The 11674-nt window shown below is 67.7% G+C and carries 12 protein-coding genes; 9 read left to right on the forward strand and 3 right to left on the reverse strand.

The features are described from left to right. The first annotated feature begins 39 nt into the window (after positions 1-39). The 6 genes from ABIC32_RS05015 to ABIC32_RS05040 all read left to right on the forward strand — a co-directional run bounded on the left by ABIC32_RS05015 (position 40) and on the right by ABIC32_RS05040 (position 7060). A complete protein-coding gene (locus tag ABIC32_RS05015) occupies positions 40-696 on the forward strand; it encodes an LON peptidase substrate-binding domain-containing protein (protein ID WP_026108391.1) in 657 nt (218 codons plus the stop codon). 25 nt (positions 697-721) lie between these two features. Then, the gene (locus ABIC32_RS05020) at positions 722-916 is read left to right on the forward strand and encodes a Trm112 family protein (RefSeq protein ID WP_017505027.1); all 195 of its coding nucleotides are present in this window, start codon (positions 722-724) and stop codon (positions 914-916) included. A 91-nt stretch (positions 917-1007) separates the two neighbouring features. Then, entirely contained in the window at positions 1008-1964 is a 957-nt protein-coding gene (gshB, locus tag ABIC32_RS05025; protein WP_292078344.1) for a glutathione synthase, read from the forward strand. Between the two features lie 60 nt (positions 1965-2024). After that, positions 2025-3641, forward strand: a complete 1617-nt coding sequence (locus ABIC32_RS05030) for a YifB family Mg chelatase-like AAA ATPase (RefSeq protein ID WP_354072762.1) — start codon at positions 2025-2027, stop codon at positions 3639-3641. A 70-nt stretch (positions 3642-3711) separates the two neighbouring features. Continuing rightward, complete coding sequence (locus ABIC32_RS05035) at positions 3712-5250, forward strand: response regulator (protein WP_354072764.1); 1539 nt, start codon at positions 3712-3714, stop codon at positions 5248-5250. A gap of 43 nt (positions 5251-5293) precedes the next feature. Continuing rightward, the gene (locus ABIC32_RS05040) at positions 5294-7060 is read left to right on the forward strand and encodes an AmpG family muropeptide MFS transporter (protein ID WP_354072766.1); all 1767 of its coding nucleotides are present in this window, start codon (positions 5294-5296) and stop codon (positions 7058-7060) included. A 4-nt stretch (positions 7061-7064) separates the two neighbouring features. On the opposite strand, the gene ABIC32_RS05045 is transcribed toward ABIC32_RS05040, so the two are convergent. Both ABIC32_RS05045 and ABIC32_RS05050 read right to left on the reverse strand, forming a co-directional pair. After that, positions 7065-7457, reverse strand: a complete 393-nt coding sequence (locus ABIC32_RS05045; RefSeq protein ID WP_354072768.1) for a YidB family protein — start codon at positions 7455-7457, stop codon at positions 7065-7067. Between the two features lie 105 nt (positions 7458-7562). Continuing rightward, positions 7563-7700 (reverse strand): entericidin A/B family lipoprotein, encoded by a 138-nt coding sequence (locus ABIC32_RS05050; RefSeq protein ID WP_039247129.1) that lies wholly within the window; start codon positions 7698-7700, stop codon positions 7563-7565. 190 nt (positions 7701-7890) lie between these two features. Here ABIC32_RS05050 and ABIC32_RS05055 point away from each other — a divergent pair, with 190 nt between their 5' ends. The 3 genes from ABIC32_RS05055 to rplS all read left to right on the forward strand — a co-directional run bounded on the left by ABIC32_RS05055 (position 7891) and on the right by rplS (position 11094). Next, on the forward strand, positions 7891-9726 hold the full coding sequence (locus tag ABIC32_RS05055) for a DUF885 domain-containing protein (RefSeq protein ID WP_354072770.1): 1836 nt from the start codon (positions 7891-7893) through the stop codon (positions 9724-9726). Positions 9727-9944: 218 nt separating this feature from the next. Continuing rightward, positions 9945-10670, forward strand: coding sequence for a tRNA (guanosine(37)-N1)-methyltransferase TrmD (gene trmD, locus ABIC32_RS05060; RefSeq protein ID WP_153923945.1), 726 nt, complete (start codon positions 9945-9947; stop codon positions 10668-10670). 1 nt (position 10671) lies between these two features. Continuing rightward, a complete protein-coding gene (rplS, locus tag ABIC32_RS05065) occupies positions 10672-11094 on the forward strand; it encodes a 50S ribosomal protein L19 (RefSeq protein ID WP_017505017.1) in 423 nt (140 codons plus the stop codon). A 75-nt stretch (positions 11095-11169) separates the two neighbouring features. On the opposite strand, the gene ABIC32_RS05070 is transcribed toward rplS, so the two are convergent. After that, positions 11170-11655, reverse strand: coding sequence for a PA2169 family four-helix-bundle protein (locus ABIC32_RS05070; RefSeq protein WP_039247171.1), 486 nt, complete (start codon positions 11653-11655; stop codon positions 11170-11172). Positions 11656-11674: the final 19 nt, after the last annotated feature.

Consider the following 11674-nt stretch of genomic DNA (forward strand, 5'->3'; position numbering starts at 1 on the left):
CTCAAGCAGCGCGAAGCGCGGTAGGCCCCAGGAGAAGTGATGCCTCAAGGCTATGTCCGCGCCCTCGACCTGCCCCAGGTGATCCCGGTGTTCCCGCTGGGCGGGACCATCCTGCTGCCGCGCGGACAGCTGCCGCTGAACATCTTCGAGCCGCGCTATCTGAACATGGTGGACGACGCCATGGCCGGCGACCGGATCATCGGCCTGGTCCAGCCCAAGGGCGGCACGCCGGCCCTGCCCGGCCTGTCGCCCGTCGGCTGCGCGGGTCGGATCACCAGTTTTGCCGAGACCTCCGACGGGCGCTATCTGATCACCCTGACCGGCGTGTCGCGTTTCCGCATCGCCGCCGAGATGCCGTCCAAGACTCCCTACCGCCAGGTTCGCGCGGCGTTCGAGGCCTATGAGGACGATCTCGTCTCCCCGCCCGAGGAGCCTGACTTCGACAGGGACGCCTTCCTCGACGCCCTGCGCGCCTATATGGCCCACCGGCTCCTGGACATCGATTGGGAGACGGCCGAGACCGCGCCGATGGAGGCCTTGGTCAACAGCCTGTCGATGGCCCTGCCGTTCGAACCCGCCGAGAAGCAGGCTCTGCTGGAGGCCATGGGCCTGATGCCCCGCGCCGAGGCCCTGACCGCCCTGATGCGCATCGACGCCGCCGACGGCGGTGACGACGCCGCGCCGTCCATGCAATAAGCGGCCACGCTTTCAGGAATCCGCCATGAGTGACGCCTTCAACACCCCTGTCTCCGTCGATCCCCGCCTGCTCGAAGTGCTGGTCTGTCCGGTCACGCGGGGCAAACTGACCTACGACCGCGACGCCAACGAGTTGATCTCGGCGGGCGCCAAACTGGCCTATCCGATCCGCGAGGGCGTTCCGATCATGCTGGCCGAAGAAGCGCGTCAGATCGACTGAGCCGCCGCACCGACACCGAACATCCACTGGCCCGGAGCGCGGCGCGCTCAACGGGCCTCAAGTAGCGCGACGCGCGATAGGCCCAAGAACAATGACCCTCAGAGTCGCCATCCAGATGGACCCGATCGAGGCCGTCGACATCGCCGGGGACACCACCTTCCTGATGGCCGAGACGGCGCAGGCGCGAGGTCACAAACAGTGGGTCTATGACTTCCGCACCCTGGCGCTGGAAGAGGGCCGCCTCTACTGCCGCGCCCGCCCGATCACGGTGCGGCGCGAGGTCGGAAATCACGTCGATTTCGGCGATTGGGAAAAGCTGGATTTGGCCCAGGACGTGGACGTGATCCTGATGCGCCAGGATCCGCCGTTCGACATGGCCTATGTGACGGCCACCTATCTGCTGGAGACAGTCCATCCTCGGACCCTGGTGGTCAACGACCCGGCCCAGGTGCGTTCGGCCCCCGAAAAGCTGATGGTCACCGCCTTCCCCGGCCTGCAACCGCCGACCCTGATCTCGGCCGACCCCGTCGCCCTGGACGCCTTTCACAAGAAGCATGGCGAGGTAGTCCTGAAGCCCCTGCATGGCAACGGCGGCTCGGGCGTCATCAAGCTGCGCGCCGACGACCCCAACCTGGACGCCCTGATCGAGATCCATGCCGCCGGCAGCCGCGATCCGCTGGTGATCCAGAAGTTCATTCCCGCCGTGTCCAAGGGCGACAAGCGTATCCTGCTGATCGATGGAGAGCCCGTCGGCGCCATCAATCGCGTCCCGGCGGCGGGCGCGGTGCGCTCGAACCTGCATGTCGGAGGCACGGCCATGCCGGTCGAGCTGACGCCGCGCGATCTGGAAATCTGCGCCGCCATCGGTCCGACACTGAGAGAACGCGGCCTGATCTTCGTCGGCATAGACGTGATCGGCGACTACCTGACAGAGATCAACGTCACCTCCCCCACCGGCGCCCAGCAGTTGAAGGCCTTCACCGGCATCGACGCCACGGCCTTGATGTGGGACGCCATCGAAGCCAAACGCGCCGCTCAGGTTGCGTGATCGCCACTTGAATTAGATTTTGGTTCATGGTTCGTTCTCTTGCTCAGCTGGGAGAACGACATGGTCGCGCGGGTTGTCACGGTCGCCTTTGAGGGGGTGGAAGCCCGGCGCGTGGACGTCGAGGTCCAGTTGATCGGCGCCGACGGGCCGACGATCTTCAACATCGTGGGCCTGCCGGACAAAGCGGTGGCCGAAAGCAAGGAGCGGGTGCGCGGGGCCTTCGCCGGCATTGGTCTGGCCCTGCCCGCCAAACGGATCATCGCCAACCTGGCGCCGGCCGACCTCCCCAAGGAGGGCAGCCATTTCGACCTGCCCATCGCCCTAGCCCTGATGGCGGCCATGGGCGTGATCGCACCCGATGCGCTAGACGGCTGGGCCGCCATCGGCGAGCTGGGGCTGGACGGCCAGATCGCGCGGGTCGGCGGCGCCCTGCCTGCCGCCGTCGCCGCAGACGCCATGGGCCTGGGTCTGATCTGCCCCGAAGCGACGGGACCGGAGGCCGCCTGGGCGGGCGGCGCCCGCATCCTCGCGCCGCGCTCGCTGATCAGCCTGGTCAACCATTTCAAGGGAACCCAGGTGCTGCGCGCGCCCGAGCCCGGACCGCTGGCGGACGGCAAGGCCGTGCCCGACCTGCGCGAGGTCAAGGGTCAGGAAAGCGCCAAGCGCGCGCTGGAGATCGCGGCGGCCGGCGGCCACAACCTGCTGTTCATCGGCCCGCCGGGGTCGGGCAAGTCGATGATGGCGCAGCGCCTGCCGGGCCTCTTGCCGCCCCTGACCTCGCAAGAGTTGCTGGAGACCTCGATGGTCTGGTCGGTCGCCGGCCTGATCGAACGCGGTGCCCTGACCCGCAATCGCCCTTTCCGCAGCCCGCACCATTCCGCCTCAATGGCGGCCCTGACCGGCGGCGGCCTGCGCGCCAAGCCCGGCGAGGCCTCGCTGGCGCACAATGGCGTGCTGTTTCTGGACGAACTGCCGGAATACAGCGCCCAGGCGCTGGACTCGCTGCGGGCGCCGCTGGAGACGGGCGAGATCGTCGTCGCCCGCGCCAACGCCCACATTCGCTATCCCGCGCGGTTCCAGTTGGTGGCGGCGATGAACCCGTGCCGCTGCGGCATTGGCGGCGCCGGACGCGGCGCGTGCGGCAAGGCCCCGCGTTGTCAGCGCGACTATCAGAACCGCGTCTCGGGTCCGATGTTCGACCGCATCGACCTGACGGTGGAGACCCCGCCGGTCACTGCCGCCGACATGGCCCTGCCTCCGCCCGCCGAGGGCACGGCCGAGGCCCGGGCGCGCGTCGCGACCGCCCGCGCCATGCAGGAGGACCGGGTGCGCGAGGCCGGGCTGGACGCCGCCCAAGGCCTGAACGCCCGCGCCTCCGGCGGCACTCTGGATCGGTTCGCCACGCCGGACGAGGCGGGCCGGATGCTGCTGATGCGGGCTGGCGAGGCCGGCGGCCTGACCGCGCGCGGCTGGACCCGCACCCTGCGCCTGGCCCGCACCATCGCCGACCTGGACGGCTGCACCGGCGTTCTGCGTCGCCACATCGCCGAGGCCCTGATCTACCGCCGCACCACCATCGGCGCCGAAGCCGACTTCGACCGCCGCGTGGCGCAGCGCCATGAAGGGTTCGGCCTACGCGAGGGCGACGACGAGCAGACGCCCTTCCTGCACGCGTGACGCGTCCGCGTCATGGTGGAGACATCCTTAACCGTCGACCTTTAGGCTCCGTGTCGTTGGGGAGACGGCCATGACGCGACGGACGGCGACGAAGCGGATTGAGGAGCGCACGAGCGCGCCTGTCGACCCCGCCCAGCAGTTCCTGCGACTGATGAGCCACGAAATGCGCACGCCGCTGAACGGCGTCATCGGCATGATCAATCTGTTGCAACGCACCCGGCTGGACGGCGCCCAGCGCGCCTATGCCGAGAACGCGCGTCAGTCGGCCGAACATCTGCTGGGTCTGGTCAACGACCTGCTGGACTACGCCCGGCTGGAAGCCGGGGCGCTGGAGTTCGATCTGGCGCCCGTCGATCTGGAAGGTCTGGTGCGCGGCGTCGCCGAGTTGCTGAGCCCGCGCGCCCACGACAAGGGGTTGGAGATCGTCTGGTCGGTCGCCGCCGACGCGCCCGACGTGCTGGCGGACGAAGGCCGGCTGCGTCAGGTGCTTTTCAACCTGGCGGGCAACGCCGTGAAGTTCACCGAAACCGGCGGCGTGCGCATTTCGGTCGAGCGCGTCGGCGGCAGCGCGGCGCGGCCGCGTCTGGCCTTCCTGGTCGACGACACCGGCCCCGGCGTCGCGCCCGAGGCGCGTACACGGATCTTCGAGGAGTTCGGCCACGCCGACAGCTCCGACGCGGTCCGTCAGGATGGGGCGGGCCTGGGTCTGGCGGTCGTGCGAAAGCTGGCCGCCGCCATGGACGGCTCGGTGAAGGTCGAAAGCCGGCCCGACGGCGCCGCAACCGGCGGGGGCGCCCGCTTCCGCTTCGAGGCCGCCTTCGCCGCCGTCGCGGTGGCGCGCGACAAGCCGTTGCGCGGCCAAACGGTCGCGGTGCGCGCCGTCGATCCCTTCGTCCTGTCGGCGGCTCGCGCGCAGATCGAGGCCTCGGGCGGGGTCGTGGCGGATGCGGCCCCGGTGACCCTGGTCGATCACGCCGACGCCCCGGCGGGCGCGCTGGCCGCCCTGCCTTCGAGCGGTCGCGGCATCGTCCTGCTGAAACCGGCCGAACGCGACCTGATCGCCCGCTATCGCGCCGTCGGTTTCCACGGCTATCTGATCAAGCCCTTGCGTCGCGCGTCCCTGGCCGAGCGCGTCCTGGCCGCCATCGGCGCGGAGGCGCCGGATAGGGCCAGCGCCCACTGCGCCGCCCCGGTCGAAGACGACCGTGTCGCTCCCGTGCAGTTCGCCGGAATCCGCGTCCTGCTGGCTGAGGACAATCCCGTCGGCGCGCTTCTGGCCCGCACCCTGCTGCGCCGCGAGGGCTGCACCGTCGAGACGGCCGCCACCGGCGACGAAGCCGTCGCAGCGCTGAAACGCGCGCGCTATGACGTGGTCTTCATGGACATGCGGATGCCCGGCATGGACGGCCCCGCCGCCGCCCGCGCCATCCGCGCGGCGGGCGACACGACGCCGATCCTGGCCCTGACCGCCAACGCCTTCGCCGAGGACCGCCGCGCCTGTCTGGAGGCCGGCATGGACGACCATATCGTCAAGCCGCTGGACGCCGAGGCCCTGCGCGCCGCCCTCGCCCGCTGGACGAAGCGCGACATCCGCGCCAAGGTCGGCTGAGTTACAGGCGCCCGCGTTTCCGGCCGCCGCGCCGGAGCCGTGCATGACCGACCAAACCCATCGCCCCGCCAACGGCAAGCCCACCGGCCGTTTCGGCGGCCTCGCCGTCTATGGCGAGCGGCGCGTCTTCATCATGCTGTTGCTGGGCTTTTCGGCAGGCCTGCCGAACCTGCTGATCTTCGACACCCTGACCACCTGGTTGCGAGAGAGCGGCCTGACGCTCGAAGTGATCGGCTTCTTCGCCTTGGCCACACTCAGCTACTCGTTGAAATTCGTCTGGGCGCCGCTGATCGACCGAACCGCCGTGCCGCTTCTGACGCCTCTGCTTGGTCATCGACGCGCCTGGATGCTGGTCACGCAGGGCGTGATCATCTTCGGTCTATGGTCGATTTCGACCCTGAACCCCTCCAACGCCTTGATCGCCGTGGCCGGCTTCGCCGCCCTCGTCGGCTTCTTCGGCGCTACCCAAGACATCGTCATCGACGCCTGGCGGATCGAGGCCGCCGATGACAGCCGCCATGGCGCCATGGCCGCCGCCTATCAGCTGGGCTACCGCGTCGCCATGATCGTGGCCGGGGCCGTGCCGCTGGTGCTGGCCGATCTCTACAACTGGAACCTCTCTTACGCGGTGATGGCCGCACTCATGGGCGTCGGCATCGCCGGGGTGCTGTTTGCGCCGCGAGAGAAGGCGCACTCGATCCGCGCCATCCCGGTTGGAGACGTCCCCTCGCGACCAAAGCTGGAAATCTTCGAGTGGATCGCGCGTCTCGCGGTCATCGCCGTCGCCGCCATGTTCCTGGGTTCGGGCCTGACGGGACAGTCGGTGCCCTTGAACGCCCTGTTCGGGCTCTTCGGTATCGGCCCGGACGGCAAGGCGGCGGTCGCAGCAGCGCTGGCGGCGAAGCCGGAGGGTGTCTATCTGCAGTTCGCTCTGGTGCTCATGGGTTTGGCCGTCATGGTCATGGCCTGCTGGCCGCTGCCGGGAACGAAGACGCGGCCCGGCGCCTATCTCGCCGGATCGTTCGGCCAGCCCCTCGCCGATTTCTACAGGCGCTTCTCGGGCGTAGCGACGCTGATCCTGGCGCTGATCTGCGTCTATCGCCTGGCGGATTTCGTGCTGAACATCATGCCGCCCTTCTACATCGACCTCGGCTTTTCCAAGACGGAACTGGCCGAGGTGCGCAAGGTGTTTGGCGTGGTCATGACCAGTCTGGGCGTGATCATCGGCGGCTGGTCAGTCGCGAAGCTCGGCCTGATCCGCACCATGGTCATAGGCGCCTTCATGAGCCCTGTGTCCAACCTGATCTTCGCCTGGCTGGCGACCCAGGGACACAGCTTGTCGGCCCTGACCGTCGCCATCGGCGTGGACAACGTCTCAAGCGGATACGCCGGGACCGCCCTGATCGCCTATATGTCCAGCCTGACGTCGATCGGCTTTACCGCGACCCAGTACGCCCTGTTCACATCACTGTACGCCCTGCCCGGCAAGCTGATCGCGACGCAGTCGGGACGGATCGTCGAGGCTTCGGCGCGAGCCGCCGAAGGGACCGGACCTTTCGCTGGCCTGCGGGCGCTGTTCGCCAATCTGCAACCCGGCGTGTTGACCACCGGAGCGGCGACAAGTGGCGTGACCCCAGCGGCACTGGGCGCGGGCTACGTCGCCTTCTTCCTGTATTCGGCGATCATCGGTGTGTTCGGGATCGTGTTGGCCTTCATCGTGGCCAGCAAACAGACCGCGCTGCAGGCGCGCCAGAAGGCCGCGATGGAAGAGGAGGACGTGATCGCGGCGACCGAAGGCCAGCCGTCCTGAGGCTTCAGCGCTTCAGAAAACCGCCGATCATGTCGCCCAGGCCACCCGGCAGTTTGCCAAGCAGGTCGTCGGCGCCGTCGATCTGACCGCCGGGGGTCAAGCGGTCGATGGCTTCGGGCAGAAGACCGGCCAGGGTCTCGCCAGCCTGTTCGGGGGTCACGCCCATCTTGGCGGCGATGTCGGCGATGGGGCCGTGGCCGAGGACGGCCGTGATCTGCTCAGGCGAGATGTTGGCGTTCGGCCCCGTGCCGACCCAGGAGCCGATCACATCACCCAGGCCCGCCTGACCAAACTTCTCGGCCAGTCCGCCGACGCCGCCCTGACCTTTGACCAGGTCGCTCAGACCGCCTGCGGCGTCGTCGCCGAGACCCTTCACCACATTGTCCAGAAAGCCCATCGCCGTCTCCCGAATGATAGCCCACCGTAACACCGTCGTGCGACGGATACGAGAAAGGCCCGCCGGGATCCGGCGGGCCTTTCCAACAACGGCTTTCGAAAAGCCTTAGTTCTTGGCGTCGTTCGCGCCCTGCGTGACGGCCGAACCGGCGGCCGAGACGTCGCGGCCGGCGCCGGCAATGGTGTTGCAGGCCGACACGGCCAGAGCGGCGGCGACGATGGACAGGGTGATGATCTTGCGCATGGTGTGAACCCTTGTTGGTATGGTCAAGTTTCGTCGAAACGCCGACCCTGAACTTGGGTTGCATCAAGCGACGCCGTATCGAAAATTTTGCTTTCGGCGTGTCGGATCGCCGCAACGGCGGCGGCATTGATCGCTTGCGCCGCGCGCACGCGGCCCCGAAGGTGCACCCCTGTTTCACGAGGGGTTGTTCATGCGTCGTCTTTTGATCTCGTCCGCCGCTGTGATGGCGGTGCTGTCCGCCGCGCCCGCGCTGGCGCAAACCTCCGCCCCCGCCCAAACAGCCGCGGCCGAAAGCGAGGACACGCGGCTGAACGCCTTCTTCGAACAGGCCTTCCAGGCGCGGATCGCGCTGAGCCCGCAGCAGATGACATCGCTGGGCATCAAGACCGACTACGACAAGCTGGACGACGTGTCGGACGCGGCGACCGACCGGGCCCTCGCGCTTCAGGAGGCGCAGCTGGCGCAGATGAAGGCCCAGTTCGATCCGCAGAAGCTGGGGCCGCAGGCGGCGCTGTCGTGGCGGATGTTCGAATATGGCGTCCAGCAGGCGCGACTGTCGAACCAGTGGCGCGACTGGGGCTTTCAGTTCGCCGCCAACGGCAATCCGACCACCAGCCTGCCGGTCTTTCTGATCAACAACCACCGGGTCTCCGGCGTGGCCGACGCCGAGGCCTATGTCGCGCGGATCAAGGCCGCCGAGACGCAGATGGATCAGGTGGCCGAGGAACTGCGTCAGCGCGCGGCGGCGGGCGTCGTCTCGCCGCGCTTCGTCTTCGCCCCATCCATCGCCAACACCCGCAACGTCGTCACCGGCGCGCCGTTCGACGATGGCGCGGACAATCCGGTCTGGGCCGACTTCAACAAGAAGGTCGCGGCGCTGGAGACGGATCAGGCGACGAAGGACCGGCTGCTGGCGGAAGGCCGCGCGGCCCTGACCGGACCCTACAAAGCCGGGTTCGAGACCGTTCTGACGGCGCTGGCCGAGGTGCAGCCCAAGGCTGACAGCGACGCGGGCGTGTGGCGCCTGCCGCAGGGCGAGGCCTATTACAACGCCCGGCTCCAGCTCTCGACGACCACTGACCTGACCGCCGACCAGATCCATGAGATCGGTCTGGCCGAGGTTGCCCGCATCCAGGCCGAGATGGAGACCATCAAGACCCAGGTCGGCTTTACCGGCTCGCTGCAGGCGTTCTTCACCGTCCTGAAGACGGATCCACGGTTCCAGTATCCGAATACGCCCGAGGGCAAGGAGCAGTATCTGACCGACGCGCGCGGCTTCATCGCCCAGGTGATGGCGGCGGCGCCGCAATGGTTCTCGACCCTGCCCAAGGCGGCGCTGGAGGTGCGGGCGGTGGAGCCGTTCCGCGAGGCGACGGCTTCGATCGCCTTCTACAACTCGCCGGCGCCGGACGGATCGCGGCCGGGCATCTACTACGTCAATCTGTCGGACATGACCCAGGTGCTGAAGCCCCAGATCGAGGGCATCAGCTATCATGAGGGCGCGCCGGGCCACCATTTCCAGATCGCCTATGCGCAGGAGATCGAGGGCCTGCCGCGTTTCCGCCGGTTCGGCGGCTACGGCGCCTATGCGGAAGGGTGGGGACTGTACGCCGAACAGTTGGGCAAGGAGATGGGCTTCTATCAGGACCCCTATTCCGACTTCGGCCGCCTCTCGACCGAGCTGTGGCGCGCGGTGCGTCTGGTGACCGACACCGGCCTGCACGCCAAGCGCTGGAGCCGCGAGCAGGCGATGGACTATTTCCGCCAGAACTCCCTGCTGTCCGAGCGCGACATCGAAAAGGAAGTCGAGCGCTACATCACCAACCCCGGCCAAGCGACCAGCTACAAGATTGGCGAGCTGAAGATCGAGGAACTGCGCGACCGGGCCAAGACGGCGTTGAGCGACCGGTTCGACATCAAGGACTTCCACGCGGTCGTATTGGGCTCTGGCTCGGTGCCGTTGGACGTGCTGGAGGATCAGGTGGACGGCTGGATCGCGGCGGGCGGCGGGGCCCCGACGGCGTAAACACGCCCTTCTCCCTCCCCGCTGCGGGGAGGGATGTCGCGAAGCGACAGGGTGGGCGCGGCCCGGCAGGGACGCACTTGCTGATTTCGGAAGGTATTGCCGAAAACATCGCCTCGCCGCCCCCACCCGGCTTCGCTGCGCTCAGCCACCCTCCCCGGAGCGGTGAGGGAGAGGTCTGGAGTCGGATTTTTCCGACTTTGTGTGTATGAGCCGCCGCCATGCCCTTCACCGCAACCGTCCTGACCATGTTTCCCGAGGCCTTTCCGGGCCCTCTCGGGGTGTCGCTGATTGGCACGGCCTGGCGCGAGAAGGGCTTGTGGAGCCTGGAAACGGTTGACATTCGCGCCTTTTCCACAGATACGCGCGGCTTCCTGGACGATACCCCTGCGGGTGGCGGCCCGGGAGCTGTGCTGAAGGCGGACGTTGTGGCCCGGGCGGTGGATAGCCTGCCGGGACCGAAACGGCCGCTTTTGTACATGAGCGCCAGGGGTCGACCCCTGACCCAGGCGCGCGTCAAGGAATGGGCGAAAGCCGACGGGATCGTCGTGCTGTGCGGTCGTTTCGAGGGGGTGGATCAGCGGGTGCTGGACGCACGCGGGTTCGAGGAGGTCTCGGTCGGAGACGCGGTTCTCGCCGGCGGCGAGGCGGCGGCGATGGTCGCGATCGAGGCGTGCGTAAGACTGATCCCCGGCGTGCTCGGCTCAGGCGACAGCCTGTCGTCCGAAAGCTTCGAGGATGGGCTCTTGGAACACCCGCAGTACACGCGACCGCGGACGTTCGAGGGGCTTGAGATACCCGAGGTGCTGCTGTCGGGCGATCACAAGAGGATCGCGGGATGGCGCGAGGCGCAGCGGGCGACGACTACGCGGGAGCGGCGGCCGGACCTCTGGCAGGCGCATCTCGCCAACTCACAGCTAAAGGGCGCAAAGCCCGAGGAGAAATGACATGAACATCGTTCAACAGCTGGACGCCGAAGAAAAAGCCCGCGTCCTGGGCGAACGCAAAATCCCGGAATTCCAGCCCGGCGACACCCTGCGCGTCAACGTGAAGATCAAGGAAGGCGAGCGCGAGCGCGTTCAGGCCTTCGAAGGCGTCTGCATCGCCCGTGACGGCGGCGGCATCAGCGAAACCTTCACGGTCCGCAAGATCTCGTTCGGTGAAGGCGTCGAGCGCCGCTTCCCCATCCTGTCGCCGAACATCGAGTCGATCGAAGTGAAGCGCCGCGGCGTCGTGCGTCGCGCCAAGCTCTATTATCTGCGCGATCGTCGCGGCAAGTCGGCCCGTATCGCCGAGCGCCAGACGGTCCGCCCCGCCAAGGGCGTCGTCGTTCCGGAAACCGGTTCGGCTGCCAAGACCGAAGAAGCCTAGTTTCAGGCTACACGATCAAATGACGAAGGCCCCGGCGGTGACGCCGGGGCCTTTTTCTATTCCGTCAGTCCGGGATTACTGCGGGAACAAGGGGTTGGCCGCGTCGCGCTGGCCTTCAAGGCTGTGTTTCAGAGCCTCCATCTGCTCATGCTCGGTCTTCACCGCCGCATAGGCCCGCCGGATCGTCTCGCGCGTGGTGGCGGAAATGCCCGTGTCTTCCAGCGCCTTTTCATATTTGTTGGCGATGAACCCCTCGCCCGAGTTGATCGAGCCGACGACGGAATCGTCGTTACGCAGCAGGGCGTGTTTCACATCCAGAAACGCGCGGTGCGCCTTGGCCAGAATCGATCCATCGGACTCCGGATCGCCGCCCAGGCCGCGAACGGCGGCCGACAGGTCGTCGACGACCTGCTGGCGTTCGCTGCTGCGGCGCTCGAACAGGGTGCGGTAGTGCGGGTCTTGCGTCTGTTCGGCGGCTTCGCGATAGCCGTCTGCGCTGTCCAGCGTCGTTTCGATCAGGCCGTTCAGAACCTTGATGTCGTGGGCGTTGGGGTTGCTCATCTCGTCCATTCCTTCCGCT

The organism is Brevundimonas sp. 1080, from assembly GCF_040545985.1.
Classification (GTDB): domain Bacteria; phylum Pseudomonadota; class Alphaproteobacteria; order Caulobacterales; family Caulobacteraceae; genus Brevundimonas.

What these genes read in the sequence shown, in the direction of transcription:
- trmD (WP_153923945.1), top strand. Translation starts at nt 9,945, where the DNA reads ATGCCCTTCACCGCAACCGTCCTGACCATGTTTCCCGAGGCCTTTCCG.
- ABIC32_RS05020 (WP_017505027.1), top strand. Translation starts at nt 722, where the DNA reads ATGAGTGACGCCTTCAACACCCCTGTCTCCGTCGATCCCCGCCTGCTC.
- ABIC32_RS05070 (WP_039247171.1), bottom strand. Translation starts at nt 11,655, where the DNA reads ATGAGCAACCCCAACGCCCACGACATCAAGGTTCTGAACGGCCTGATC.
- ABIC32_RS05050 (WP_039247129.1), bottom strand. Translation starts at nt 7,700, where the DNA reads ATGCGCAAGATCATCACCCTGTCCATCGTCGCCGCCGCTCTGGCCGTG.
- gshB (WP_292078344.1), top strand. Translation starts at nt 1,008, where the DNA reads ATGACCCTCAGAGTCGCCATCCAGATGGACCCGATCGAGGCCGTCGAC.
- ABIC32_RS05030 (WP_354072762.1), top strand. Translation starts at nt 2,025, where the DNA reads ATGGTCGCGCGGGTTGTCACGGTCGCCTTTGAGGGGGTGGAAGCCCGG.
- ABIC32_RS05040 (WP_354072766.1), top strand. Translation starts at nt 5,294, where the DNA reads ATGACCGACCAAACCCATCGCCCCGCCAACGGCAAGCCCACCGGCCGT.
- ABIC32_RS05015 (WP_026108391.1), top strand. Translation starts at nt 40, where the DNA reads ATGCCTCAAGGCTATGTCCGCGCCCTCGACCTGCCCCAGGTGATCCCG.
- ABIC32_RS05035 (WP_354072764.1), top strand. Translation starts at nt 3,712, where the DNA reads ATGACGCGACGGACGGCGACGAAGCGGATTGAGGAGCGCACGAGCGCG.
- ABIC32_RS05045 (WP_354072768.1), bottom strand. Translation starts at nt 7,457, where the DNA reads ATGGGCTTTCTGGACAATGTGGTGAAGGGTCTCGGCGACGACGCCGCA.
- rplS (WP_017505017.1), top strand. Translation starts at nt 10,672, where the DNA reads ATGAACATCGTTCAACAGCTGGACGCCGAAGAAAAAGCCCGCGTCCTG.
- ABIC32_RS05055 (WP_354072770.1), top strand. Translation starts at nt 7,891, where the DNA reads ATGCGTCGTCTTTTGATCTCGTCCGCCGCTGTGATGGCGGTGCTGTCC.